Below are 25,998 nucleotides of genomic sequence, written 5' to 3' on the forward strand. Positions count from 1 at the left end.
AAGTTATTTTTATTTTACAATTGTATGTGAATAATATCAACACCCTAAGTTCATATTTAAAGATTAGGTACAAAAATCGGAGTACTTTTCATATTTTTACATTAAAAAAACAGAAAATTCAGTTAAAATTTGAGCAAACATTTGTTTCTGGGTAATGTGGTATAATTTTCTTACTTATATGTACATTTCTGAATATTCGTGAAAAAAGACGAGGTGAAAATACATGAAGAAATTAGCCAAAGAAATTGATGATTATTTATCATCTAAAAATAGGACATATACTGATCTTGCAAAAGAAATTGGGGTTGCTAAATCTACAATTTCTAATTGGATTAATAAGAACAAAGAAATATCTGTATATACTTTTTCGAAAATTACCTATGTCATTTTTGCATATGATAAAGATAAACAAGAACAAAAAATAATTGATTATTTAGGTACCTTAGACGATAGATTACACATAAATGTGAAGGTTGCATTTGCACTTGCTCATTTGAACGATCACGTATTATTAATGGAATATCTCTCTAAAATATGTGAAGAGAGCAAGGATTTCGAAATGAGAAGGTTTGCAGATATTTTTAATTTATATATCGACCGCTTGAAAGGGAAAAATGTCAGAGAAGTGTACTTGGATATCCAAAAAGCTAGAAATTCAAATGCGGATGTAGAAATTTTTTGCGATATACTGAGTATGTTAATCCTTTGTGATCTAGGGGATTTTGGACTAATGGAAGGTTATAAGTCGAGAGTTGAGAATAATATAATGGATGATAAAGTAGTAACCAATATTTATTTAAAGAGTTTATACGGATTTTGGGTAAAAGAACTATGGAGTTATTCAATATTAAGGAAAAATAATTCTTTAAAATTTGTAAGGGAAAATGGAGAATTAAGAACACATAAGGATATAAATTTCTTCCCTGTCATGGAAGCTTTGCTGAATATTAGGAGTGGAGAAAACCTTATGTTTTCTGATTATAAAAAATCTTTATACTTCTTTCAAGAAGCGTTAAATGTATTGAAGGGTGCTAAAGGTAGTTTGAAATACAATATAGCTCTAAATGATATTAACTTCATTAGAATCTTTTGGTGGAAAGATCTAAATAAAATAGATTTTGATAAATTACATCCGGCTGAGTATGCTTTATTTTTAATCAAAAAAGGAAAATATCAACAAGCGATAAATATACTAGAAGAAATTAGATTAAAAAAGAACATGTTAACTCCACTTCAAACATGTTATCTAGGAATGGCTAAAAAAGATATACATTTAATTGAGCAATCTATTGATATGTTTAAAGCAAATAATGATTTTTTGTACGTAAAATTTGCTGAAGCAATATATAATCGATATTTAGAAAGTATAATATAGTTGTCAAGGGATGGTGAGGAAATGGTGAAAAAGATATACGTATTAATAGTAGCCGCTATACTGTTATTACCCGTAGTGAATAGTTCACTAGGTAAAATGGAAACACAACAGTACTCCCAACAAGCTAAAGATTTCGGGAAACAGTATGAGCTTTATAGAATGATGGTTGATCCTGGTGGCGGTGGATAATTTTTTTGTTTTTTATTAAACTTTATATTTTTACAAAAGACATCGTTTTGAACGGTGTCTTTTGTGATTTTATAAACTGTTTTATAAATATCTACATGTGGAATTATGAAATTTTTGTGTTACTTTTCACAATATAAAAATAAAAAATGGAGGGGCAGCAATGGAGAGAATGGGATTAAGTGTAAATGAATTAGTAGAGATTGTGAAAACGATTGATTTACAAACTTTTAGTGAAATTATGGAGTTATGTGCGAGTTACGAACAAGAGGAATAGGAGAGTCTCTGGAATGAGGTTCTCCTATTCTTCTTGTTCAACTTGCTTTTTTAATTGGCTAGCATATTTTAATAATTCTTCTTCAATACGAGGTTTATGTTTATCTGGTACACTCATGTATCGTTCATAGAGTAGTCTGGCTAAACGTTCAACTGGATCTTCGCCTTTAATACTTTTTAAGAGGTCTTCATCCGGAATTTCATTTTTTAATAAAGAAGGTACACTGACATTTAAATAATTAGCAATTTCCTCTAATTTATTTAAGCGTGGTTTTTTTTCTCCAGTTTCCCAGCTAGATACAGTTCTATATGTAGCATTTAAATCTTCAGCCATTTCTTTTCGGCTTACTCCTTTTATAGCTCTTAATTTTTTTATGTTTTTCCCAACAATATTTTCATCGATTGTCATTTTAATTATCACTCCAATTTCGCAATTTTGCATAGTAAAATAAGGTTTTCTAAAAAATACACTAAAAGTGTTAAAAATATGAACTTTGAGTGTTGACTTTAGGCTCAAAGACGAATAAACTGTAAATAAGGGGGGTGAGAATTTTGACAGCTTTAAGAGAATTTCGTGAATTAAAAGGTTATACAATTAATGAGGTTTCAAAAGGTTCAAAAATCCCAGTTAGTACTTTGTATGATGTTGAATCGGGTAGAAAGGGTTTAATTTCTAGTCGGGCAAAAAGCATTTCGGATTTTTTTGGAGAACCAGTTGAAACCCTTTTTTTTGCAACATATTATCGAGCTAAGTTGGAATGAATTATTTTCATAAAAAATAATTATACATTTATATTGTAAATGAACAATCTATAAAAGGTACAATTTTAATGTTATTTTTTATTTTTTTTAACCTGAAAATTCAGATTAAAATTGTTCGAAGAAGCATTTGCACCAGAGACACCGCAACCAGAACAGCCAGAACAACCACAAATACCACACCACCACAACCACAGATACCGGAACAACCAAAAGTAACCGAAAACCCTGTCATCCCACAACTAGAGAAACCACAACAGATTATTATGAAACCACAACTAGAACAAACGCCAAAGAAAATTGAAACGTATCTTCCGACAACAGGCGGTAAAGCCGAAAATCCATACATAAAATGGATCGGTCTTGCATGTATCGTACTTGGCTTAATTGGAGCTGTATTTGCAGTAAGAAACCGTAAGAAAGCTCAATCGTGATATGAAAGAATATGAAGTTCATTTTAGTGATGTAGATGAAAATCCGTTAGGCTTTGCTATTGGATTTCGTAATGCATGTATACTCGTAATTCCCATTTGGACAGTTGTTTTTTTGATAGGGAGCAAGATATAAGAAACCGAGAGGGAGATGAAATGAGATGTCAGAAATCAACGTCGGTAAAACGAAAAAAATAGGGAAGCTTGGGGAAGACGTTATGCATCGCAAGAGTGCTTGGTTGCCTGAAGAATTGATGCAAGCAATTTCAATCGCTCAAACTGTAATGAAACCATTAAAGCAACATGATTATTGGATAGAATCCGCTACAAAATTATTGGCAGGAAGTATTTTGTATCTGGATCAACGACATAAAAACCTATATTACCTAGATGTGAAAAAAGTTATTGAGTTCACTGAAAAAATATATGAAAGTGAAGCGAACTTGGTAGAAGTAGTACATTCGCTTGAGAATGAGCATCCAGCTTATCATATCTTCCATGAGCTTGGTCTTTATTCAAAAGAAACAAGGGATGCGATAGCTATCACTTTGCTATACATTCTTGAAAAACATCAACGTGAAAAGCAAGAGGAACAAAAAGAGTATTTTTGGTTTCAGTAGTAGTCAGAAGAGGAAAATGAAATAGGAAGGAGTGCAATACATGTTAGGCGTAGCTAAGAAGTATACAAAGGTGATTAGAGCGTTGAAAGAGATGAATGAAGGGGAAAAGGTTGCAGGTGTGATAAAAGCTCGATTTGGGGCTTATAAATCGGTCATAGAAGGTGTGAAAGAAACAAATGATGATTTTATTTTCATTTTTGATCCGAAAGGAATCTTTTTTGAAGATACACATCATGAAAAACAAAAACAAGGATATCACATCATCAAACATGATTTGCTAACTGGTTATGAAACGCTTGAAGTGGATGTAAAACAAAAATCAGTTGTGTATATCAGAATAGAAACGGAAACAAGTACGTATCAAGAGAGAGGAGAAGCATTATCAAATTTTCTTCAGTATCTAACAGAATGGAAGAATATAAGACCGATTCACCTGGTATTTCATCAATATGATTTGTACCCAATCCCTCATATGGAGCAGTTTTTAAAAGAAAGCGCAACATACACATTCAGCATTCAATCGTAGTTGAATCTCAATCCGCATTACAGCACATATACGGAAAAGAGGCAGCACAACGCATCATAACCTCGTATAACACAACAATCCTAGCATGATATCAAGCACTCGTTCACTATTTCATCCTATCTAGATGGCTAGAAAACTATACAAGGGAGAAGTGTTTTTCTCCCTTCTTTATCAAAAATAGGAGGCGTTCATATGGGAAAAGAACAAAGACTCACATTTTATGATATTGCCGCATCACAAGCTCATAGTGTTAAAACTTTTGATGGAAAAACATACGAACTGAAAGGCACCATCGCAATTGAAAATAACACAGGAAGAATTGAAAATGTAGCTCAAATTTATTATCAAGTGCGCTCGGTTAGAGACGAACATCAAAACTTGATCGCAAAAAGGAAACATAAACAAGCGGAATTAGTAGCAGTAAAACAAAAGTGTAAATAAAAAAAGCGATTTTGAAGTGTGCTGAGAACATAGCACAACGTAAGTTGCTCTTTGACAATTTAGATATATATTGCGTATATCTTCCTTTCAGTAATGATGTAGAAGGATGATATACGGCTTTCAATATATATGCGTGCCTCCCTTGAAACGGTCACTAGAGGGGTTAGGTATACGATTATCGTTAGAAGAGTGCGTACGTAAAACTCATATCTGTGACCATTGGAAATGCATTGTATCAAAAATCTGTTTGCGCTAGTGATCGTGAGGAATATCCCATTTTGACATTCTAAAGAAGCGATAAACCATACAAACAGTAGATACATAAGGTTCTACGTTCATGCCAAAATACGTAGTGCGGTATTGGGCATATAGAAGCCAGGTCGGGGTTAGTTTCTATACGCATACCAATACAGGGTTCGTCATTCCAGCCATAAATGATATTTCCATTTTCTATCCCACTTTCCTTTAAATGTTATAAAATAAAGACAGATGTTGAAGTTTAAAAGTGTCTCATCACACTTCAAAATCGCTTATAAAAATATGACATAGGGAGGAACATGCATGAGTCGTAAAGGGTGGATCATTTCCGCTGTTGTTGGACTGTTAATTGCAATTGGTATTGGTTCAACATTTGTCTTTAGTTCGGGAAAAGGGGAAGTAATGGAACTTAGTCCGTTAGAAATGAAGAAGTTCATGAGTGAGGATGGCACAGGATTTGTTATGCTAAATTCCACTAAGAAAAAAAGAGAGGATTGGCTTCATGCTGTAAAAAAAGTAGCGCAGCAAGAAAAGGTTCAGATACAAGAATTAGATGAAAAGCGTGAAGATGTACCAGGTTCAAGCAACCCTTATGATTGGGGCTTATCGCAAAAAAGAGATTCACTTGCATATTATGAAAAAGGAAAACTAAAAAAAGATATTAAAATTCCACAAATTAAACCATCAGAACTTGAAAATGAACTCAGTTTTTTTGTTAAAAATTGCAAAGAACAATATCAGAAGTAATCACATAATCATTGAAAGGTGGTAATATAGTGACGATTTCACAAAGAGAGTTAAAAAAAGAAAAAGATATGGTAGCAAACCTATTAAGAGCCAATGGTCAGGATTATAACCATTGGCTTCATTTACATCATCAGAAATATATTGAAGAAAATCAAGATTTAGTAATGAAAGCTTTACAAGCTTATAAAGCAACATCAACAGAAGTAAAAGAAGACAGCAAGTCGAATGAGTCAAGTCAGCTTAGTAACGTATAAGCATCTAAAAATGAAAAGGGAGTGAATGTATATGTCAATGTTGGAAACAGTAGCTCAAATGTTAGTGTTAGGTGATGCGATGGACGGTCTAATTCAAACAGGGAATTCATTTATTGCATGGATGCAAAGAGGGGCAATGGTTAGTACAGCGATTGTATTTTGCTGGGGCGCTTATCTCTTAATTTGGGGCGGTGAACGAGGAAGACATAAATGTATTTGGTGGTTTCTTGGTGGGGCAGCCGGACTTGTTATCGTAATGGGATGCCAATACTTAGCAGAGAGCGTAAATAGCAATGTAAAATTTGGTCAAATCTTATTCCCATTTCTCTGGATGAAATAGTGAAAAAATATAAATAAGGCAATGAGGAGGCTATGCAAAGGGTATGGCTTTTTTTGTTGCCTTTTTTCATGGAATTTAAAGTAAATGTGAGAAGGGAGAAGCCATGTTTGTCATTTTTAAAAGTAGTAATGGAACAGAAATTGAGCCGGGTAAGCAATATTGGTTTCATGAAGCTTATACCTTAACCAAACGATTAGAACGTGTTTATAGAGAAGCAGGGCGACAAGAACATATAGATTTTGATTTGTTAGATGGTCACTCTAATGAAATTTATAACGGTACTTTATCACTGGGTTCGAGATATGCAGATCATATTTTTGATCACATTTCTAAAAAAATGAATGTGATGCAATTAGATCCAGAACAAGAGGAACAAAAAAAGGAGTTGTTAGAAACGTTAGAAAGGGAAATCAATGATTCTCCTTTTCATGAAGAATATGAATATCAAGAAGAATCACCAGAAACAAAGGAAGAGCACCCTAATAGCCCATCGGATGAAATGAAACCAAAAGTAAAGCCTGGAAAGGAAAATAGAAAAGGATTTAAGATAATTGCAAGTGTCATAGGAAGCGTGGTGTTAATTGGAGCCGGTGCCATATTTGCCTTTAAGTTATTCTCTTCAGAGCCAGTTTCGAGTGCAAATGCTGGCTCTGAACAATATGTAGTAAAAGGATTACAACAGGCAGCCATTCAACAGTATGGAGAAGCCGTTAAATACTTCGATAAGGTTAATTACACAGAATTAGATAAAGATAGTCAGAAGGCAGTTTTATTTACTTATTTATTAAATGGAAAGGCAAATAAGGCATTACAATATGAGCCGAAATTTGCAGAAAGTGTGGTTGCTTATTTTATTGGGATAGACAACATGAATAAAATCAATGAAATTGATGTCAAAAATGATGTAATCGACTTTGAAAAGGCAGCGCTTAATAAGAAATATGAGGAGGTAATCAAGCTTAAGGGGAAAGTCAATATGGACGGTAGACGTGAAAAACTCATTGTTGAAGCTTTTGTAAATCTAAAAAAATATGAAGATTGTTATTCTTTTGCCAAAACGCAAGGAAATAAAAACGTAATGAAAGAGGTCAAAGAATTAGAGAAACGAGATATTCAACAATCTACGGTAAGTGAAGAGGAAAAGAAAGTTAAGATTGAAAAAATTGATAAAGATCTACAGAACATCTAAGGGGGAGAGAATAACATGCCTTTAAATTATGAGAATCTGTACAAAAGAATGGGAATTGTTTTTCTTGGTGGTTCATTAATATTGAGTACGACAGGGTGCAGTTGGTTTGGAAGTAAGGAATCATCAAAAAGTAAAACAGCTATTACAAAAAAGGTAGATAAGAATAAGCCGGATGAAAAGAAAGAAGATTTGAACAAACAAGATTTCGAAGCAATTACAGAAAACGCAATTCAAAGTAAAGATAATGAAGTTGCTTATGTACTCGAAGAGCTTGATAAATCAAAAATTAATTTTAAAGAAAAATCTATTGTAAGTAATCTTCAAAACGGAGATGAAACGACTTCCCGTGTTCTAGCACTCTTTGATAAAGAAACAACAGATAAATCACTTCAAGATACGGCAAAGGATAATGTGATTGCAGCTATTACAGATAATAAGCCACAAGTTACCGTGAACGGAGATCATTTTGCATTTGGTGATCAAAATATTGATTCTTCAGTAGCGAGTATAGGAGATATTCTTCCAACAGAGAAGAAACCAGATGCAATTGTGAACCCACCAATTACACCGGAAGGTGAGAATGGTAATACGGAAAGTACAGGGACAGAAAAACCAAAACCACCTATAGAGCCACCAACAGAACCGGAGAAACCGACAAATCCAGAAAAGCCAACAGAACCGGAGAAACCGACAAATCCAGAAAAGCCAACAGAACCGGAGAAACCAACAAATCCAGAAAAGCCAACAGAACCGGAGAAACCAACAAATCCAGAAAAGCCAACAGAACCGGAAAAACCGACAGATCCAGAAAAGCCAACAGAACCGGAGAAACCAACAAATCCAGAAAAGCCAACAGATCCAGAGAAACCAACAGAACCGGAGAAACCAACAGATCCAGAGAAACCAACAGATCCAGGGAAGCCAACAGATCCAGAGAAACCAACAGATCCAGAGAAACCAACAGATCCAGAGAAACCAACAGATCCAGAGAAACCAACAGATCCAGAGAAGCCAACAGATCCAGAGAAACCAACAGATCCAGAGAAACCAACAGATCCAGAGAAGCCAACAGATCCAGAGAAGCCAACAGATCCAGAGAAACCAACAGATCCAGAGAAACCAACAGATCCAGAGAAACCAACAGATCCAGAGAAGCCAACAGATCCAGAGAAACCAACAGATCCAGAGAAACCAACAGATCCAGAGAAGCCAACAGATCCAGAGAAACCAACAGATCCAGAAAAGCCAACAGATCCAGAGAAGCCAACAGATCCAGAGAAACCAACAGATCCAGAAAAGCCAACAGATCCAGAAAAGCCAACAGAACCGGAAAAACCAACAAATCCAGAAAAGCCAACAGAACCGGAAAAACCAACAAATCCGGAGAAACCGACAAATCCAGAAAAGCCAACAGAACCGGAAAAACCAACAAATCCGGAGAAACCGACAAATCCAGAAAAGCCAACAGAACCGGAGAAACCAACGAATCCAGAGAAACCGACAAATCCAGAAAAGCCAACAGAACCGGAAAAACCAACGAATCCAGAAAAGCCAACAGAATTAAATAAACAAGAGTCAAAATCAGATGTAACAGTTTAAAGGGGGATTCGCTTGCCCATGTACAAGGATGAAATCTCAATTAAATATAAGTTAGCTGAAAAAAAAGTACTCATTCCATTGAGTACTTTTTTGTTTGTTGGAATGTTTTTAATCGCTAATTTTTTACTCAATTTATCTTTAGAATTGATAGAAACAACATTTAGTGACTTATTACATCCAAAACCATTTCATATAGATTTAGGATTTCTTTTTCGGATGCCGATTGCAGAGCATCCAATTTACTACTTACTTGTTTTCCTTTTAGTGATTGGAACCATAGTGAGAACAGTGTACAAATTGAAATCTTCCTTTAAAAACTTAAATAATCATCAGAAAGGATCTAGTCGTTTTACAACAGTTGAAGAGTTGAAAAAGCAATACCGAGCTGTGCCAGATCGAGAGGAATCATTTAAAGGTGGCGGTGGTGTTGTTATCTCTCGACTAGGTGATAAGGTATTCATTGATGATAGCCCTGTAAACAACTTAATTATTGGTACAACACGCTCTGGTAAAGGAGAAACCTTTGTATTTCCTACAATTGATGTCTATTCTAGAGCGGAACATAAGCCATCTTTAATTTTTAACGATCCAAAGGGGGAATTGTTCAGCGCATCGAAAGAAACGCTGGAAAAACGAGGCTATCACATTGAAGTTTTGAACCTGTTAACTCCACTTGATTCTATGAGTTATAACTTATTGCAGCTTGTCAAAGATTCCTATAAAGATGGAGATTATTCAACAGCGCAAGCACTATGTAAAACACTCTCACACACTTTGTATTACAACCCCACTGTCAAAGATCCTTTTTGGCAACAGTGCGCTATGAGCTTGTGTAACGCCATGATATTAGCAGTTACAGATAAATGTATTGCGGAAGGTACAGAAGAAAAAATCACAATGTATGCAGTTGCGAATATGTTATCAGAACTTGGTTCAAAAGAGGTAATCGTAGATCCGAAAGCAGATCCACAAAATGCATTAGATTTATATTTTGAAGGTTTACCAGCGGATAGTGTTGCGAAAATGCAATATGCAACCTCAAACTTTTCAAAAGGAACGACACGAGGTGGAATTTTCACCCAAACAATGAACGGACTTTCTATTTTTACATTTGATGAAATCGCTAAAATGACAGCAAAAAATAGTGTGGATTTAAAACGTGTCGGTTTTGGAAAAACGATAAAAGGAAAAGTAACACCTAGAAAACGAGTAGAAATTGTATTTCCAGATGGCTCAAAAGAGTCTATCAAAGCAGATATTACAGGACGTTTTGCATTAGATTTTAAGCAAATAATAAAAGTTGGAGATACCATCCAATGTAATGAAAAGGGAAATCCTCAAACCAATACATCTATTTCTATTACGAAAATAGATGAAAAGACAGGTCATACAGAATTTAAAATAGTAGAAGAAAATGAAGATATGCAAATAACGAAAGTGGATTATTTCTATAAACCAGTCGCTATTTTTATGATTACACCAGACTTTGATTCTTCGAATCATGTGATTACTTCTATTTTTGTAAGACAGCTTTATTTTATATTGGCTAAAGGTGCATCTCTTGCTCGTGGAGGGAAATGTCACCGTGAGGTAGTTTTTTGCCTCGATGAGTTTGGAAATATGCCGAGTATTGAAGGCATGGCGAATATTATTACAGTTTGTCTCGGTAGAAATATCCGTTTTAATCTTATCATTCAAGCATATTCACAATTAAAAAATAAATATGGAGAAGATGCAGATACCATTGATGGAAACTGTGGGAATACGATCTACATTCTAACAAACGATCAAGAAACAGCCGAAAAAGTGTCCAAAAAGTTGGGGAATCAGACAATTAATCTACCTTCCCGAAGTGGAAAAGGTCTTTCTACTGATAAAAATAAAACGGAAGGTCTAGATCAACGACCACTGTTAACAGCAAATGAGCTTACGAATTTTAAAGAAGGAGAAAGTGTCGTTATTCGTGTGATAAAACGCCAAGATAATGAGCGGAAACGAATTAGACCACGACCAATTTATAATACAGAAGAAACAGCCTTAAAATATAGATGGGAATATCTCGGAGTAGAATTTGATACAGATAAGTCCATTTTAGACATAGATATTGACTCCCTACATGATGATGTAGAACCTAAAGAACTCATTGTTGATTTTCTTGGAGAAAGAAAATCAGAACAAATCGAGAAAGAAACACCGCAGCCAGAACAAGAAGCTTCTTCCCAAGTAGAGGCACCGCAACCAATAGAAGAACCAACAATGATGGGAATTGATGAAGATATTCCGGAAGAGGCATTTCAGCAGGAAGATAGCCCGTTTGATTCCCTCTCCATTGAAAATTGGAAATCGAAAACGGTTATTGAATTTTTTGAATCGGACGTAGCGGTGCTGAAACTGGTTGATAAGTTCTTTTTAGCACAGTTAGGGAAAGAGATAGATGTGGTTGAAAATCAAGAAATGGGCGAGTTTTACAGTGAATTTCAAATGTTAGCTCATAATGACCACATCGACAAAAGTGTTTATCAAGCAGTCGAAAACAAGATTAATCGAATCTTGCGTGATTTAGAAGAAAAAGAACAAGTAACAAGTTAGAAAGCACTCAAATGATTGAGTGCTTTTTTGAATCCAAATATAAAGGAGGAAGAGGGAATGGGTGTACCGACAATAACGGATAAAATGCAATTGATTTTAGATAGTTACTCGCCATTTGTAACAGAAGAAAATGAGGTCATTCTTGGTCTAGAAGATGCGGTTCTTTTCCTTTCAGTAGATCGGGAACAAAAAGGGAAATTGATTATTCGTATTGACAGACTGAATGAAAGGGTGAATTGGACAGCAAAGGAAGTATTAGGGCAGTAGTAAGCGTGAGAGGAGGATAAATGGTGAAAAATGAAGAGATTTTAAAAACTATAGAAGAGTTCTCGGATTATCTTCAAGTAGGAGATATCGTGAATTATGTATTGCGTTGGCTAGGATGGTTTTTAATTCAAGGTCTATCTTTGGTTGTAGATGCCTTGGAGGGTGTAACAGATGCCATACTAGGGATTAAAGGATTCTTTAACTCACCAGAAATACAAAAATTTGTTGATATGTTATATCCATTGTTTGTCGTTCTGTTAGCCATATCATTTATATATATTGGCTACATGTTCATTATGAACAAGCAAATGAACCGTTCTCAAATTATCATCAATATTTTCGTAACACTAAGTGTACTTTGTTTACTAAGTACGGGTATGACAAAGGTCGATAAGTTCACCGATGATGCCATAGCGGTTGTAAAATCAGAGCAAAAGGGATCATTGAGTGATGAAATTATTAAGAAGAACATAACAGATATAGCAGTAATAGATGAAAATAAGTGGAAAAAGAAAGAAGACATGAGTCCGAAAAATCATATTCCAGAAAAAAACATTAGACAGATTGATATTACAGAAAAAATTGATTCGGATTTTGAGTTTGCAAAGGATAAAAAGTTATCAGATGATGGACAGGAAATTTTGAAAAATAAAAGAGTAATGGATGCGTTAGGAGTTGCATCTTTAGCTGAATTAAAAGATGGATGGTTTGATTTCTTTCCAGAAAAGTATTATCGCTGGCATTGGAATTTTTGGAACATATTCTTTACTTTACTGATAACTGGTGCAACTTTGTTATTGGTGAGTATTAAATTAGCTAGGTTATTTTATGAATTGGCATTTAACTACTTGTTAGCGAACATATTAGCACCAGCCGATGTTGCGAATGGTCAAAAGTTAAAAGCTGTATTATCTAATATCCTCAATATATTTATAGCAACGATTATGATATTCCTATCTTTGAAGCTATATATAATGGGAACGGCGTTTCTCCATGACAAATTAAATGGTGTACCGTATCTGATTGCATTAGCGGCATTTAGTATGGCAGTTCTAGATGGTCCGGCAGTCGTAGAAAGGTTATTTGGAATAGATATTGGATTAAAGAGCAGTTGGGGCATGTTAGCAGGCGGTTTAGCAGGCGGTTTCGCACTGGGTAAAGGAATTGGCAGTCTTGCAAATTCGAAACCAATGAAGAGTCTAGGAAATATGATTGGAAAAGGAGCGAAAGGCGCAGCAGAAGGAACTGGTGTTGCAGCAGCTAAAACAGCAAGTGCGGCAGCGATGGCAACAGGTGGCATGGCTGGTCTTATAAGTGGCTTGAAAAAAGGGAATGAGTCTGAAAATAAAGAGTCCTTGCAAGAACAAATGAAAAAAGCAGATCAGAAGAAAGCAAATGGAAATGATTTAGCAAAAAATGAAAAAGAAAAAGGTAACTTAAATAAGGAAGAAGATAAAAAGAATGGTGGCACGCCATCTATTCAAGAAGATATGAAAAAAGAAGGGAACGAGAACCCTGGGGTAGCAAATGGGCAAGAATCGGGAACAACAAGTCTTCAAGATGAAATGAAAGAAGCTGGAAAAGCAAATGGAGCGAGTGAAGGAAATCAAACAGCCGGAGGAGTAAGACAAGGAGCAAGTGAAGGAAATCAAACAGCCGGAACGGTAAAACAAGGAGCAAACGCAGGAGGTCAAACACCAGGAGCAGTAAGACAGGGAACAAGCGCAGGAAGTCAAACAGCCGGAGCGGTAAGACAAGGAGCAAGTGAAGGAAGTCAAACACCAGGAGGAGTAAGGCAAGGAGCAAGTGAAGGAAATCAAACACCAGGAACAGTAAGACAAGGAGCAAGTGAAGGAAGTCAAACACCAGGAGGAGTAAGGCAAGGAGCGAGTGAAGGAAATCAAACACCAGGAACAGTAAGACAAGGAACAAATGAAGGAAATCAAACAGTCGGAGCGGTAAGGCAAGGAGCAAGTGAAGGAAGTCAAACACCAGGAACAGTAAGACAAGGGATAAGTGAAGGAAATCAAACATCAAGACCAGTACCAAGCGGAAGTAGTCCGGCACCAATGGAAACATCAAGACCAGTACCAAGCGGAAGTAGTCCGGCACCAATGGAAACATCAAGACCAGTACCAAGCGGAAGTAGTCCGGCACCAATGGAAACATCAAGACCAGTACCAAGCGGAAGTAGTCCGGCACCAATGGAAACATCAAGACCAGTACCAAGCGGAAGTAGTCCGGCACCAGTGGAAACGCCAAGATCAGTGCCAAGTGGAGGAAGCCCGGCACCAGTGGAAACGCCAAGATCAGTGCCAAGTGGAAGTAGCCCGGCACCAATGGAAACGCCAAGATCAGTGCCAAGCGGAAGTAGCCCGGCATCAGCCGACATCGTAACGGTGACTCATAGTAGCCCGATTATTCCTTATGAAAGTGATAAAGAAGTGGCAGCAAGTAGAAGCCAAGAAACACGGACATTAGGACAATATACAACCGATAAAGTTAAAAATACTACATCATCTATGAAACAAAAGGTAAGAGGAGTACAAGAACGAATTAATACTTCTGAAACGGTACAGAATACAAAGCGTTTTTATCAAATGGGTCAAAATACGGGTAAAAGTTGGAGAGATATCGTGAGCAAAAATAAAAATAATACAGATAAAAAATAAGCGTAATCGTACGCTTATTTTTTATTGTCGAAAAGGAGGGAATCCCGATGAGAAGCTATCGGATTCCGAAGGAAATCAGTACAGAATTACGGATTAATAAAGTGCTTTATTTAATAGATTTCTTTTTATTAATTGGTTTATTAGTTGTAACAATGATTCTTAGAAATTTTGTACATGATTCCTTTCAATTACCATTTGTTATTTTCATGGCAGCTATTGCAATTATCATGATTTGGCGACCAAGTACGAATCCTCAAAAACGAATGTATGAAGTTTTGATTATTACATTGCTAAGAAGAAAAGGTGCATATTGCGCCATTGATAACGATCAATAAGGGAGGGATCACATATGGCGTTATTCAGCGAAAAAGATGTGGAGAAAGAAGAGCCAAAACAACTAGAAATACCGAAGAAAAAAGCATTTCGATTTAACGAAAAAAATGTAAAAGAGTCACTTTCTGAACCAAAAGAAATTGTGAAGGTGGTACCCAACAAAAAGAAAGAAGAAAAAACAAAGGTAGAACCAAAAGTGAAAAAACAGAAGAAAGAAAAGTCAAAGAAAGATGTTTCGAAAAAGAAAAAACCAAAACTTTTAGGTTTTTTATCTAGAAAAACGAAAGAAGCACCACCAAAGGTAAAGAAAAGTATTGTGGAAATTATGCAAATCGTTGACATGACGGAGGATGGCATATTTGAGCTGAAAAATGAGGAGTTTTTAGAAATTCTTCAAGTGGAAGGTGACGATATGTTCTCTAAGAATAGCGATGAACAAGCATTTGTTATCTTCTCACATGCGTATTTTTATCAAGCCTACAAACAGTCCATTAAACTCGTTTTTTTAAACTTCCCATGTCAAACTACCGCACAACAACGATATATGGAGAAGAAAATTAAAGAATGTACCAGTCCTTTGTATGAACGGATTTTAAATCAAAAGTTAAAAGAACTTCAATTTTTAGAATGGGGCAGAACAAATCGGGAAGCCTTCTTATTTATTTACGGAGAAACGGAATTAATCGTAAAAGAACGTGTGGATGCAGCAAAGCGATATATCAAACGCTCTACCGAATTATTAGAGGTGGATGAAGAGAAAAAGTTAGAGCTTATGTTTAAATTGTTTAATCAAAATGCAAAATTAGGAACGAAAAATATATGGTAGTAAGGGGGAAACAATATGTTTGCGTTCAAAAGTAAAAAATCTAAAAAAGAAAAACAAGAAGAACTAAAAAAGAAGAAAGGTTACAACCCTTATTTAGTGGCTAGAGTTCAGCCACAAGGGGGAATCAGCTTTAAAGAAAGTTATGTGCAAACCGGTGATGGAGTAGGTACTTGTATTCATGTTTTTGACTATCCAACAGAAGTAAATGATTTTTGGTTAGAACAAATTATGAATATGCCGAATGTGATTACGACATTAGATGTAATGAGTGATGACCGAAAAGAGGTTGTTGAATCGATTAATAAATCCATGAGTGAACAAAGTGTTCGACATGATACAGCGAAGGATAATATAGATCGGATCGATGCGAAAAATGAATTTTTAGAGTTGGAAGCTCTTTATACGGATTTGAAACAAGGTGAGGTCATGAAACGTATTCACATCCGTATCTATGTTTCCGCTAGAACATTAGATGAGTTAGAAAAACAAGTAAAAGAGATCATGGAAACATTAGAATCTTATAACTGTGCGACACGTTCCTAACTGAAAAGGTTAGGCGCTGATTCAATATTCAGCAGAACTATTATTTCGAGAAGTCAAATGATAGGGTAACGCCTTGAAGGGCTTCCTCTGATACTCCGACATGCAGCATACAAAAGATAAGCCTGTAGTTGTGTGAAGCTCGGTGAAGTCGGCTGAGAGCTACCGTTAAAGTATCTCGATACTACGAAAACTGTCCAGCGGTGGATGGTGTAGCCTATAGGCCGGGAGTCTAAAAAGCACTCATGGGTAGAATGGATTCAACAAAACCAACGGGTAGGCAGAATCTGACGAATCTTCGAATGTACGGGTCTAGAACGATGACACATAGAAATGTGTGTGCCACGAGCGTGGTGCTGATGTGGATGAGTAAAAATAGTTGTTATGAAAGTCCATATGTCGTTATAGGCGACATCAAGTCAGTAGGCTTAAAGGAGAACCCTAAAAGTGTTATGCATAGATAGAAATAATGGAACGTGGAAAGCCACCAACATGGAGAACTTATCTTCGAGGAAGTGTTTGAAGGGAAGGTGTTTGTGAGATTAGCAAACGTATAACCTTCATTTATGGTGGTGAGAGTGATGGCATAGTACCGGTGAAGCAATGGAAACATTGCAGAGGGATAGCCATTAGTCTGATGAAAGATTGACCAACCGTTTCAACAAGCTACGCAGTCGAATTATAAGGTTCTTGTGAGACTAAAAAAGGTAAACTCTGAAAGGAGATCCGACTTATAAAGAAAACTGAAAAGCTTAGACACGCTGAATATTATGATATGCAGTCTATACTAGATGACTTGTATCAGCAAAGTCAAAACGGTAACAACTTTTATAAATTAATAGAGCTTATGAAGATGGATGAAAACATACGTTTAGCATATCGAAATATAAAAAGAAATATGGGAAGTCTGACAGCTGGAACAGATGGAATGACAATTAATGATATTAAAATGCTTTCAACGGATGAAGTGATAGAAAAAGTAAGAACGATGTTTGGTTGGTATGAACCACAATCTGTAAGACGCGTATTTATACCAAAACCAAATGGAGACCGTAGACCTTTAGGGATACCAACCATATGGGACAGATTATTTCAGCAATGTGTATTGCAAATATTGGAACCAATATGCGAAGCGAAATTTCATAACCATAGTTACGGTTTTCGCCCTAACCGAAGTACACATCATGCACTAGCGAGAATGAAATCTTTAGTGAATAGAAAAGGAAACGGATTTCACTACTGTGTGGATATAGACATTAAAGGTTTCTTTGACAATGTGCATCATGGAAAACTTCTAAAGCAATTGTGGACGATAGGTATACGAGATAAGAAATTACTTTCTATCATTTCAAGACTACTGAAAGCAGAAATTGTAAATGAGGGTGTTCCTCAAAAAGGTACTCCGCAAGGAGGAATACTAAGTCCGCTTCTATCTAATATCGTACTCAACGAATTAGATTGGTGGGTAAGTAACCAATGGGAAACGATAAAGACCTCACATCCATATAAGGGAAATAGTGAAAAATATCGAGCGCTAAAGAAAAGCAAATTAAAGGAATGTTTCTTAATTCGATATGCAGACGATGCAAAAATATTATGTCGTGATTATGTAACGGCTTTAAAAATGTTTGAAGCAACAAAAGACTTTCTTAGAACACGCCTACATCTGGATATTAGCCTTGAAAAATCAAAGATTATAAATTTGAGGAAAAAAGCGAGTCACTTTTTAGGCTTTACAGTTAAGGCAAATAAGAAAGGAAACAAACATGTGGCTCATAGCAGAATGTGTGTAAAATCCAGAAAACATGCGTATAGCAAGCTGAAAAAGGCTGTTAAAGATATAAGCAGAGAACAAACACCAGAATCAGTATGGCGATTTAACACGACTGTAATGGGAATACAAAATTATTATTCAGCCGCCACACATATTAATCACGATCTAGATCACATGAGTTGCCATCTCATAAGAACACTCTATAATCGACTGAGGCGAGATTGGAAAAAAGCCACTAAGAGTGACATGTCGACTGTATTAAGGAAAAGATATAAACGATACAATCCTAAATTGTATAAAATCAAAGACATCGTATTACTACCTATCCATGCGCAGAAGCACAAACCGGCTAGAAATTTTACTCAGTCTATCTCAAATTATACAAAAGAAGGTAGAGAGAAAATACATGATACGCTAAAAGCCGTAGATAGGGAGACACTCCGACATGTACAGCGTTTTTATATGAAGCATCGAACAGTAGAATACAACGATAACAGAATTGCAAAGTTTATTGCACAGTATGGAAAATGTGCAATTACGAAACAAGAAGTTGGATTAGTAGGTTGGCACTGTCATCATAAAATTCCGTTGGAATTTGGGGGACAGGACAATTATGAGAATCTGGTAATTGTACTAGAAGACATACACTTAGCAATTCATAGCGATGATTCAGATAAGGCAAAATCAATCTTAAATAAGTACGACATTATTGAAGATAAGAAAGTGATGTTTGACAAGCTGAGAATATCAGCGCGTCGACATCCTATCTTTGCTTCAATACAAAAGTTGGTCAATTGAATTAGATGGAGCGCCGTATGAGGTGAAAGTCTCACGTACGGTGTGAAGTGGGGGAAAAGGTGGAGATGATGTCAAAACCTTACCTATCACTATTTCGAGGAGCCGTCTTTTTAAATGAACAAGAGTATGAATGGGATGCACTCGTAACGAGCTTTGATACACAAAAGAATTATGTGAACCGAAGAAAAGGGAAAGAAATTCCGGCAGTTAGTTTGGCTGGTGGATGTCCGTTTCATTATTCTTATTTGCACGATCCATACGGTACGTATTATGGAACAACGAAAACAAAAGGAAATGTTATTTTTGATATTTTTCATAAAGACGAACAAAGAAAGTTTTATAACGGTGTAATGATTGGAAAGCCTGGTGCTGGAAAATCAACATTACTAAAAAAGAAATCAGTAGACTATGCAAGTAAAGGTCATTTTATTCGTATTTTTGATATTGTAGGTGAATTCGAGGAAACAGTACGTGATTTGAACGGGAAAACAATTGCATTAGATGGTTCGCAAGGTCAAATTAATCCACTTCAAGTATATAAGACAGCAGAGCTTGAAGAAGTTAGTTTCACTCAACACTTATCTAAACTGACAATTTTTTATCGCTTCATTGCACCAGAAGCAAAAGATGATGAAATTAAAGAATATGAAAATTTGCTTCGTAAATTATATATTCGTATGGGATTATGGAATGATGAGAAAGGAGCAAAAAATGAAATTACAACAAGGAAACCAAATGAGTATCCCATTTTCTCAAACTTTTTATCTTTTGTTCGTGATGAATTATATGAGAATGTAGAAAATAGAAAACACCATGAGAATTTAGGAGAAAGCAGAAAACATCGTTTAGAGTTGATTGAATTAAATCTTGTAAATTTAGTAGAAGCATATGCACAATTATTTGATGGTCATTCCACTATTGAAAACTTTAAAAAAGAACAAGTTGTATCGTTTTCCTTACGAAACATTTCAAATTTTAAACCGGAAGTATTCCAAGCGCAAATTTTTAATGTTTTTAATTTAATATGGGATGAAATGATATCCAATGGTGCGCCACAATTAGAGGCATATACTAAACAACAACTTTCTTTTGAAGATGTAGTTCGTTACTTCATTATTATTGACGAGGCACATCATATAATTAACACGAAAAAAGAAAGCGCTCATGCTTTACAATTTTTAACTAAATTTAGCCGAGAAGATCGAAAATATTTTGCAGGGCTTTTATATGCAAGTCACACGATTCGGGATTTTGTACCGGAAGGTTCTTCACAAGAAATGATTGATGAAATCAAAAAGCTCTTTGAACTTACACAGTACAAATTTATCATGCAGCAAGATAATAACAGTTTAGATATGTTACGAAAAGTATTTGCAGGACAGTTAAGTGAAAGTGAGATTGCAGCGATTCCACATTTACCAACAGGGGATGTCATTTTAAGTATTGGGGCTGTAAAAAACATTCACTTCCATGTAGAAGTAACAGACGAAGAATTGATGTTGTTCGGGGGAGGTGCTTAATACCATGCATCTAGTTTTAAAGATCATACCAAAGAAATGGCTCATCACTTTAGCACTAATTGTGATGGGTCTTTTTTCTTTTCTTTTACTTGGAATCATGACTATTTTTATTGCGGCAATGGGTGGAGAGAGTGGAACAGACACGGGTGATATTACGTATACAGGTGAAGGGCAAGTGATGAATGTTTCACCCGAAGTTTTAAAATGGGAACCTACGATTCGAAAGCATGCGAAAGATTTTGGCGTGGAACCATTTGTCGCTTTAATGCTTGCACAAATGATGCAGGAGAGCGGAGGGCGTGGAAGCGATCCGATGCAATCATCAGAGGGTGCTTTTAATACGAAATATTGTAAATCACCAAACTGTATTACAGATCCAGATTACAGTATTTGGGCTGGTGTACAGGAGTTTAAACATGCGATAGAAAGAGCAGGTGTAACGAGTCCTGGTGACATGGATCATATCAAAACAGCTCTTCAAGCCTACAATTTTGGAACAGGTTTTTTTGATTTTGTTGGCGCAAATGGTGGCAAGTATACGAAAGAATTAGCAATCAAATTTTCACAACAACAGTATCAAAAAGTAAAACATACTGGTATGTATCATTGTTTAAGACCGGAAGCCGTTCCATTTGACGCGTGCTATGGCGATATTTTGTACGTTGACGCAGTTTTAAAGTATTATCAGCCGGGTTCTGTCGTTTCTGGTGGAGGAGGAAATGCAGGAAGTGGAGGAAGTAGTGGCTCAAAAGTTGCCGATGTAGGTCGCCAATGGATAGGGCGTTCTACCTATGTATTTGGTGGAGGACGTAACACAAATGACATTGCAAGAGGGATTTTTGATTGTTCAAGTTTTGTGCGCTGGGCATTCGAACAAGTAGGAATGTATACCAGTCCGATTGGAGCTGTAAGTACGGAAACATTAAATAAAATCGGTACAAAAGTATCAGCAAATGATATGAAACCGGGTGACGTTATTTTCTTTGATACCTACAAGCATGACGGACACGTTGGCATTGTAATTGATAAAAATACTTTCATTGGATGCCAAACAAATAAAGGTGTTTCCATTGAAGATTTAAATAATCCGTATTGGCAAAAAGTCTTTTCTGGTCATGTAAGAAGGTTCTAAAAATCGAAAGAATAGGAGACTGTAAGTATGAAAGATAAACGGAAATTCTTGTTTATTGTGTTTGTCATTTTAGTTATAGGTGTGACAGCTTTTAATATCTATTTGAGTAAAAAATCAATGAGTGATGGCAAAGAAAAACAGTTAAAACTTTCAAATGAATTACTAACAAAACAAAATGAAGACTTAAAAAAACGACTGGATAAGGTGCTTCCTTCCGCACAAGAACAACAAAGAAGGGCGTATTTATCGACAGCCGAAACATTTATTCAATTATCATTTCATCGAGAAAAAGAAGGCTACAGTGAGCGAAAAGAAAAAGCAAAATCTATTATGAGTGAAGAACTTTTACAACAATTCTATCCCACTGACAAATACGAATTAGGAGATACCTATAAAACAAAACCAATAGAAATGAAGTTTTATTTACAAGAAAATGAACCCGATAAAGAGGAGATAAATGTGCTAGCTGAATTTATAAATGTCACGACAGATTCAACGCAAAATCGAGAAGAAAAAGTAAACAATGTGTTGCGAATCATCATAAAAAAAGAAAAGGAAACATGGCGAGTTACAAGTGTGGAAGAGTTAAACATGAAAGTTTTATAACGAAAAAGGTGGGGTGAGAGTGTGATAGGTGCAATTGGTAAGAAAAGTGAAAGAATCAATCTAAGAAAAAATAAGTCGTGGGTCTACCTAACCATTATCAGCTTTCTATTTTTAGGTTTTTTCGCTTTTTTGACGTCTGAAATTTACATGCCAAACGATGAGAAACTATTCCATACGGAAACAAATAAAGTAGTCAAATTATCGGGAATGGGAAAATTGATTGTAGAACAAAGGGAATACAATCCACACAAAAACTTTATACAAATTCGTTTTCGGATAGAAGGATATGAGGAAACAGGATTTACATTCAAAGCACAAGAAAAAACAAAGTCTGGTGTTCAATTACCTGTCAAAGTGTTGTATGAAGAGAACGGAAATTATGTGGTAGAAGTAACAGAGTTATCTCCGAATTGGGGAGCGTTAGCTTTCGATATTTACAATAAAAACAGTGAAAAAGAACAAATGGATATTCGTAAATTCACACAAGATGTTAACGAATATGAAGAAGAAAATGCAGCAACAAAAAGTCCGAATAAACTTGTACAGTCGATTTTTACCGATCAAAGAAAAATAAAAGCAAATGATGAATTGTTAGCTGAAGATAAAAAGACATATGAACTAGATTTTATAGAAAGAGACAAAAAAGATATTGAAACAAAGATTAAAAACTATGGGAAAGCAATCAAACTGGAAGAAGAAAATGCGAAGACAGTTTATGAGAAAGTCAAAGAATTAAAAGATGAAATGAAGTACCAAACCGAAGCGGAAAAAACAGAAACGCAATCGAAAATAGCATCCTTAGAATCGAAAATAAAATCATCAGAAAAGAACGTTGAACTGTTTAAAGGAGAACAAAAAATTACACGAGATAAGATCAAAAAATTAGAAGAAAAGGCACAAGAAATTAATAAAAAGTGAAAAAAGTCGTGTCGTCAGTGAGTACTCACCAGTGAAATTTGAGTACTCACTGAGTGCTCATTTGGTCATTTTTGTATCGTCAGTGAGTACTCATCAGTTTAATTTGTGTCATCAGTGAGTACTCACCTTGCAGGTTTTCTTGTTCCCATCGTTTTGCTAGGCTCCGCCTAGCTTCACACCTTAGGTGGGAACAAAAACCCCTTATGCTCTTCTAACTATTTTTTGATCTCTACCCAAAATTGCAGAAAGGAGAGGGGAAAGTGGAAATTAGAATAAGAGAAGTAGATCCAATTGCCGTAAAGAAAATAGATGAAATTGCAAAGAGGAAAGGATTATCCCGGCAGAAATTTTTGAAAGACCAAATTGAAATGTTGGCATTTTTTCAGCAACAAAATAAAAGGGAAATGGAATTAGAAAATCTCATTGAAAAGAACATCCATATGATGAGTGATTGTTATAGCGCAATGGAAAAAATGAATGAGTTTATTCATATGATGATGCAGGATGTTGAAAATGAGTAATGCCGTTCCTGTTCAGTCTTCCATCACACCAGGTGTTGTTTTAAAAACAAAATTTGTGTTACCAAGTTCGGACGCTTTTCAGAACTATATTGATTATGTAGATCGGGAGGAAGCGAAAAGTGAAGTGAAGCTGAATCCGAAAATGTTCGAAACGTATCAAGACTATATGGGGAATTCAGAAAAGACATCGGCACTATTTACGGAACACGCAAATCGTTTAACAGAAAGTGAGAAAAAGTCCTTAAAGGAAATGTTTAAAACCGCTCATGAGAATGGAAGTATCATGTGGCAAGATGTCATTTCTTTTCATAATCCCTGGTTAGAGAAACAAGGGATTTATGATAAGAAAACAAAAACGTTGGATGAAAAAAAGTTAATGGATGTAACACGGCTTGCGATGAAGGAAATGCAAAAAAGAGAGGGGTTGGAAAAAAGCTCTATCTGGTCGGCAGCCATTCATTTTAATACGGATAATATTCATATTCACGTAGCAACTGTTGAACCATTTCCAACGAGAGAACGTGGCAAAAGAAAACCAAAAACGTTAGATGCGATGAAGGGAAAAGTCGTAAACAATTTGTTAGATCGTAAGCAGGAACAAAAACAAATTAATGATCTGATTCGAAACAATATGGTGGGAAGCAAAAAAGAGGATTCCGTTTTTGATTGGCGCAATCAACATCTGAAACCGTTGTTTTTACAAATCTATAAACAGTTACCAAGTGATAAAAGACAGTGGCAATATAGCTACAATACGATTCAACCATTAAAGCCGGAAATTGATGAATTAAGCAGTCGATATATTCAACATCATCATAAAAAAGATTACGACCAGTTTCTCCAAAAGCTAGATAAAGAAGTGAAAGTTTTTAAAGAAGCATATGGGGAAGGAAAGTATGATAAGAAGCAATATGAAAATTACAAGACGAATAAAATTAATGACTTGTATAAAAGAATGGGTAACGCCTTTTTACAAGAAATGAAGGCATATGATAAAGAACAAAAGAGAATCCATCACATGAAAAAATCAAAGCCGTTTCACAAATTTCAACAGAATGTATCTATTCAGTATTCTATGAGGAAAGTGGAACGTGCTTTTAAAAGTGAATATGAAAGCTGGAAGAACCAAAAGTATTATGAGCGTATGCAAAAAGAAAGTGCATATCAAAATGAAAGGGGTTATTAAATGAGTACAATTAGAAGACAGGTAACCATGGATCAAGCGACAGAGGATTATATAAAGGATTATATGGAGGAACACGGAATTCGATATACAGGGGAAGCAATGGGAAGAATTTGCAAGGAGCATGAAGCATCAAAAAGTACTGAATGGTCATTAAATTATATAACAGAAGTGGTATCAAAAAACTTACACGATGTGTTGAAAAGCGAACTAACAAAAATCCGTCTTGGTTCAAATAGTGCGGATAGAAATACACAAGTTTTGATTGAGTTATTAAACGGTTATTTCTTTTTAGAGGGGGTAGACAGCATTATTACGACTGATAAACAGGAGATGGAAAGTGTGAAGATGGCAAAGAAAACCGTGGAAGAACGAATTAGTCATGCAAGACAAAAACGTTTAGATCATGAGGCATCAAAGAACAATGTAACGTAAGCTACATTGTTTCTTTTTATAAAAAAACAGGAGGTTATTTAGATGTTATTATTTCGTGAAGATATCGCATTAGGAGTCATTAAAGAGGTTGGAGAAGGTGAACTTGTTTTACTTGTAAAAGAGGAAGAATTAACAATTAAAATTACACGAGAACAAGAGGAAGAACTTGCAGTTCATGTCATGAATCAAGAGAATATGTTAGTTCCGGTTAATGTAAAAACTCATGAGCTTTTCTTTGATACAGCTGAGAGATGGAATGAAGAAGAAATGGAGGAATTGCAAAAAGCGAGTGAAAGAGTAGGAGAAGATCATGAGTAAAAGTTATAAGAAAAAGTATCAAACGAAATCTCCGGAAGAAAAGAAAGAAGCGGTGCAAGCTTTAACAAAAAAGATGGAAAAAAGCGTAGAAGGTTATTTTCGTACACCGGGAGATTTGAAAGAGTATTTAACGTTTATGGCAAAGTTTTATCACTATTCACCATCTAATATTTCATTAATACAGAGTCAATTCGAAGGAGCCAGTGCAGTTGGTTCCTTTTCTTTTTGGAAAGAAAAAGGGTTTGCGGTTAAGAAGGGTGAGAAAGGAATCCAGATCCTTGTTCCAAACCGAACTGTACCAAAATTCAAAGACAAAGAAGGCACTTGGAAAACAGTAACTAAAGCAAGTGAGGAAGAGAAAAAACAAATCGAATCTAAAAGCGTAGAAGTGATGCCTGGTCGCTTATATTTTGCTGTCGGTCATGTATTTGACCTGTCTCAAACAAACGCAAAAGCGGAAGATCTACCTCGTATTTTTCCGAATCGTTGGCTAGAAGGGAGCGTTACAGATTACCAGAGTTTATATAAAGGAATGGAAGCTATTGCGGAAAAAACGGTGTAAAAA

25 protein-coding genes and 4 pseudogenes are annotated in these 25,998 nt (G+C 35.6%); 28 read left to right on the plus strand and 1 reads right to left on the minus strand.

What is annotated here, in order from left to right; translation table 11 throughout:
• Positions 1 to 223: 223 nt before the first annotated feature.
• Together QCI77_RS30395 and QCI77_RS30400 are read left to right on the plus strand one after the other, a co-directional pair.
• A complete protein-coding gene (locus QCI77_RS30395; protein WP_353826123.1) occupies positions 224 to 1,375 on the plus strand; it encodes an AimR family lysis-lysogeny pheromone receptor in 1,152 nt (383 codons plus the stop codon).
• Between the two features lie 21 nt (positions 1,376 to 1,396).
• Complete coding sequence (locus QCI77_RS30400) at positions 1,397 to 1,564, plus strand: hypothetical protein (RefSeq protein WP_165497921.1); 168 nt, start codon at positions 1,397 to 1,399, stop codon at positions 1,562 to 1,564.
• Positions 1,565 to 1,862: 298 nt separating this feature from the next.
• Here the strand turns inward: QCI77_RS30400 and QCI77_RS30405 are convergent, their stop codons facing one another.
• Positions 1,863 to 2,246 carry a helix-turn-helix domain-containing protein gene (locus QCI77_RS30405; protein ID WP_353826124.1) on the minus strand — a complete coding sequence of 128 codons (384 nt, stop codon included), beginning with the start codon at positions 2,244 to 2,246 and terminating at the stop codon, positions 1,863 to 1,865.
• Positions 2,247 to 2,389: 143 nt separating this feature from the next.
• Between QCI77_RS30405 and QCI77_RS30410 the strand changes: the two genes are divergently transcribed.
• The 26 genes and pseudogenes from QCI77_RS30410 (at position 2,390) to QCI77_RS30535 (ending at position 25,995) form a co-directional block, all read left to right on the plus strand.
• On the plus strand, positions 2,390 to 2,599 hold the full coding sequence (locus tag QCI77_RS30410; protein ID WP_353826125.1) for a helix-turn-helix domain-containing protein: 210 nt from the start codon (positions 2,390 to 2,392) through the stop codon (positions 2,597 to 2,599).
• A 132-nt stretch (positions 2,600 to 2,731) separates the two neighbouring features.
• Positions 2,732 to 3,030: pseudogene (locus QCI77_RS30415) on the plus strand (LPXTG cell wall anchor domain-containing protein); the annotation flags it as partial.
• A 158-nt stretch (positions 3,031 to 3,188) separates the two neighbouring features.
• The gene (locus QCI77_RS30420; protein WP_353826126.1) at positions 3,189 to 3,647 is read left to right on the plus strand and encodes a type IV secretory system conjugative DNA transfer family protein; all 459 of its coding nucleotides are present in this window, start codon (positions 3,189 to 3,191) and stop codon (positions 3,645 to 3,647) included.
• 40 nt (positions 3,648 to 3,687) lie between these two features.
• Positions 3,688 to 4,262: pseudogene (locus QCI77_RS30425) on the plus strand (hypothetical protein).
• A 103-nt stretch (positions 4,263 to 4,365) separates the two neighbouring features.
• A complete protein-coding gene (locus QCI77_RS30430; protein WP_353826127.1) occupies positions 4,366 to 4,614 on the plus strand; it encodes a hypothetical protein in 249 nt (82 codons plus the stop codon).
• A 561-nt stretch (positions 4,615 to 5,175) separates the two neighbouring features.
• Positions 5,176 to 5,619: a hypothetical protein gene (locus QCI77_RS30435; RefSeq protein WP_353826128.1), complete on the plus strand. Its 444-nt coding sequence runs from the start codon at positions 5,176 to 5,178 to the stop codon at positions 5,617 to 5,619.
• A gap of 29 nt (positions 5,620 to 5,648) precedes the next feature.
• Positions 5,649 to 5,873 carry a hypothetical protein gene (locus QCI77_RS30440; RefSeq protein ID WP_353826129.1) on the plus strand — a complete coding sequence of 75 codons (225 nt, stop codon included), beginning with the start codon at positions 5,649 to 5,651 and terminating at the stop codon, positions 5,871 to 5,873.
• 31 nt (positions 5,874 to 5,904) lie between these two features.
• The gene (locus tag QCI77_RS30445; RefSeq protein WP_193648727.1) at positions 5,905 to 6,213 is read left to right on the plus strand and encodes a hypothetical protein; all 309 of its coding nucleotides are present in this window, start codon (positions 5,905 to 5,907) and stop codon (positions 6,211 to 6,213) included.
• Between the two features lie 103 nt (positions 6,214 to 6,316).
• Complete coding sequence (locus tag QCI77_RS30450) at positions 6,317 to 7,402, plus strand: hypothetical protein (RefSeq protein WP_353826130.1); 1,086 nt, start codon at positions 6,317 to 6,319, stop codon at positions 7,400 to 7,402.
• 15 nt (positions 7,403 to 7,417) lie between these two features.
• On the plus strand, positions 7,418 to 9,001 hold the full coding sequence (locus tag QCI77_RS30455; protein WP_353826131.1) for a hypothetical protein: 1,584 nt from the start codon (positions 7,418 to 7,420) through the stop codon (positions 8,999 to 9,001).
• 18 nt (positions 9,002 to 9,019) lie between these two features.
• Entirely contained in the window at positions 9,020 to 11,590 is a 2,571-nt protein-coding gene (locus QCI77_RS30460) for a VirD4-like conjugal transfer protein, CD1115 family (protein WP_353826156.1), read from the plus strand.
• Between the two features lie 57 nt (positions 11,591 to 11,647).
• The gene (locus tag QCI77_RS30465) at positions 11,648 to 11,857 is read left to right on the plus strand and encodes a hypothetical protein (protein ID WP_000538815.1); all 210 of its coding nucleotides are present in this window, start codon (positions 11,648 to 11,650) and stop codon (positions 11,855 to 11,857) included.
• Positions 11,858 to 11,880: 23 nt separating this feature from the next.
• Complete coding sequence (locus tag QCI77_RS30470; RefSeq protein WP_353826132.1) at positions 11,881 to 14,529, plus strand: pLS20_p028 family conjugation system transmembrane protein; 2,649 nt, start codon at positions 11,881 to 11,883, stop codon at positions 14,527 to 14,529.
• Between the two features lie 47 nt (positions 14,530 to 14,576).
• Positions 14,577 to 14,864, plus strand: a complete 288-nt coding sequence (locus QCI77_RS30475) for a DUF5592 family protein (RefSeq protein WP_002130425.1) — start codon at positions 14,577 to 14,579, stop codon at positions 14,862 to 14,864.
• A gap of 14 nt (positions 14,865 to 14,878) precedes the next feature.
• The gene (locus tag QCI77_RS30480) at positions 14,879 to 15,688 is read left to right on the plus strand and encodes a hypothetical protein (RefSeq protein WP_353826133.1); all 810 of its coding nucleotides are present in this window, start codon (positions 14,879 to 14,881) and stop codon (positions 15,686 to 15,688) included.
• 15 nt (positions 15,689 to 15,703) lie between these two features.
• Positions 15,704 to 16,213 (plus strand): annotated as a pseudogene (locus tag QCI77_RS30485) (VirB4 family type IV secretion system protein); the annotation flags it as partial.
• A 790-nt stretch (positions 16,214 to 17,003) separates the two neighbouring features.
• Positions 17,004 to 18,800, plus strand: coding sequence for a group II intron reverse transcriptase/maturase (gene ltrA, locus QCI77_RS30490; RefSeq protein ID WP_353825848.1), 1,797 nt, complete (start codon positions 17,004 to 17,006; stop codon positions 18,798 to 18,800).
• A gap of 92 nt (positions 18,801 to 18,892) precedes the next feature.
• Positions 18,893 to 20,320 (plus strand): annotated as a pseudogene (locus QCI77_RS30495) (VirB4 family type IV secretion system protein); the annotation flags it as partial.
• 4 nt (positions 20,321 to 20,324) lie between these two features.
• Complete coding sequence (locus QCI77_RS30500; RefSeq protein WP_353826134.1) at positions 20,325 to 21,452, plus strand: bifunctional lytic transglycosylase/C40 family peptidase; 1,128 nt, start codon at positions 20,325 to 20,327, stop codon at positions 21,450 to 21,452.
• 27 nt (positions 21,453 to 21,479) lie between these two features.
• Positions 21,480 to 22,058: a MerR family transcriptional regulator gene (locus tag QCI77_RS30505; RefSeq protein ID WP_353826135.1), complete on the plus strand. Its 579-nt coding sequence runs from the start codon at positions 21,480 to 21,482 to the stop codon at positions 22,056 to 22,058.
• A 21-nt stretch (positions 22,059 to 22,079) separates the two neighbouring features.
• A complete protein-coding gene (locus QCI77_RS30510; protein WP_353826136.1) occupies positions 22,080 to 22,976 on the plus strand; it encodes a hypothetical protein in 897 nt (298 codons plus the stop codon).
• A 260-nt stretch (positions 22,977 to 23,236) separates the two neighbouring features.
• The gene (locus tag QCI77_RS30515) at positions 23,237 to 23,497 is read left to right on the plus strand and encodes a hypothetical protein (protein ID WP_098968563.1); all 261 of its coding nucleotides are present in this window, start codon (positions 23,237 to 23,239) and stop codon (positions 23,495 to 23,497) included.
• Positions 23,490 to 24,683, plus strand: coding sequence for a MobP2 family relaxase (mobP2, locus tag QCI77_RS30520; RefSeq protein WP_353826137.1), 1,194 nt, complete (start codon positions 23,490 to 23,492; stop codon positions 24,681 to 24,683). The genes QCI77_RS30515 and mobP2 overlap by 8 nt, the downstream gene beginning before the upstream one ends.
• Positions 24,684 to 25,115 carry a hypothetical protein gene (locus QCI77_RS30525; protein WP_353826138.1) on the plus strand — a complete coding sequence of 144 codons (432 nt, stop codon included), beginning with the start codon at positions 24,684 to 24,686 and terminating at the stop codon, positions 25,113 to 25,115.
• Positions 25,116 to 25,157: 42 nt separating this feature from the next.
• The gene (locus QCI77_RS30530) at positions 25,158 to 25,433 is read left to right on the plus strand and encodes a hypothetical protein (RefSeq protein WP_000923991.1); all 276 of its coding nucleotides are present in this window, start codon (positions 25,158 to 25,160) and stop codon (positions 25,431 to 25,433) included.
• Positions 25,426 to 25,995 carry an ArdC family protein gene (locus QCI77_RS30535; protein WP_353826139.1) on the plus strand — a complete coding sequence of 190 codons (570 nt, stop codon included), beginning with the start codon at positions 25,426 to 25,428 and terminating at the stop codon, positions 25,993 to 25,995. The genes QCI77_RS30530 and QCI77_RS30535 overlap by 8 nt, the downstream gene beginning before the upstream one ends.
• Positions 25,996 to 25,998 lie beyond the last annotated feature (3 nt).

It is taken from the genome of Bacillus cereus group sp. MG9 (genome assembly GCF_040459995.1).
Taxonomy (GTDB): domain Bacteria; phylum Bacillota; class Bacilli; order Bacillales; family Bacillaceae_G; genus Bacillus_A; species Bacillus_A mycoides.

Bases quoted from the DNA above. Each gene is read 5' to 3' on its own strand.
- ltrA (WP_353825848.1), top strand. From the start codon at position 17,004: ATGCAGTCTATACTAGATGACTTGTATCAGCAAAGTCAAAACGGTAAC.
- QCI77_RS30420 (WP_353826126.1), top strand. From the start codon at position 3,189: ATGTCAGAAATCAACGTCGGTAAAACGAAAAAAATAGGGAAGCTTGGG.
- QCI77_RS30460 (WP_353826156.1), top strand. From the start codon at position 9,020: ATGTACAAGGATGAAATCTCAATTAAATATAAGTTAGCTGAAAAAAAA.
- QCI77_RS30395 (WP_353826123.1), top strand. From the start codon at position 224: ATGAAGAAATTAGCCAAAGAAATTGATGATTATTTATCATCTAAAAAT.
- QCI77_RS30530 (WP_000923991.1), top strand. From the start codon at position 25,158: ATGTTATTATTTCGTGAAGATATCGCATTAGGAGTCATTAAAGAGGTT.
- QCI77_RS30435 (WP_353826128.1), top strand. From the start codon at position 5,176: ATGAGTCGTAAAGGGTGGATCATTTCCGCTGTTGTTGGACTGTTAATT.
- QCI77_RS30400 (WP_165497921.1), top strand. From the start codon at position 1,397: ATGGTGAAAAAGATATACGTATTAATAGTAGCCGCTATACTGTTATTA.
- QCI77_RS30445 (WP_193648727.1), top strand. From the start codon at position 5,905: ATGTCAATGTTGGAAACAGTAGCTCAAATGTTAGTGTTAGGTGATGCG.
- QCI77_RS30475 (WP_002130425.1), top strand. From the start codon at position 14,577: ATGAGAAGCTATCGGATTCCGAAGGAAATCAGTACAGAATTACGGATT.
- mobP2 (WP_353826137.1), top strand. From the start codon at position 23,490: ATGAGTAATGCCGTTCCTGTTCAGTCTTCCATCACACCAGGTGTTGTT.
- QCI77_RS30505 (WP_353826135.1), top strand. From the start codon at position 21,480: ATGAAAGATAAACGGAAATTCTTGTTTATTGTGTTTGTCATTTTAGTT.
- QCI77_RS30430 (WP_353826127.1), top strand. From the start codon at position 4,366: ATGGGAAAAGAACAAAGACTCACATTTTATGATATTGCCGCATCACAA.
- QCI77_RS30450 (WP_353826130.1), top strand. From the start codon at position 6,317: ATGTTTGTCATTTTTAAAAGTAGTAATGGAACAGAAATTGAGCCGGGT.
- QCI77_RS30465 (WP_000538815.1), top strand. From the start codon at position 11,648: ATGGGTGTACCGACAATAACGGATAAAATGCAATTGATTTTAGATAGT.
- QCI77_RS30455 (WP_353826131.1), top strand. From the start codon at position 7,418: ATGCCTTTAAATTATGAGAATCTGTACAAAAGAATGGGAATTGTTTTT.
- QCI77_RS30480 (WP_353826133.1), top strand. From the start codon at position 14,879: ATGGCGTTATTCAGCGAAAAAGATGTGGAGAAAGAAGAGCCAAAACAA.
- QCI77_RS30500 (WP_353826134.1), top strand. From the start codon at position 20,325: ATGCATCTAGTTTTAAAGATCATACCAAAGAAATGGCTCATCACTTTA.
- QCI77_RS30405 (WP_353826124.1), bottom strand. From the start codon at position 2,246: ATGACAATCGATGAAAATATTGTTGGGAAAAACATAAAAAAATTAAGA.
- QCI77_RS30525 (WP_353826138.1), top strand. From the start codon at position 24,684: ATGAGTACAATTAGAAGACAGGTAACCATGGATCAAGCGACAGAGGAT.
- QCI77_RS30535 (WP_353826139.1), top strand. From the start codon at position 25,426: ATGAGTAAAAGTTATAAGAAAAAGTATCAAACGAAATCTCCGGAAGAA.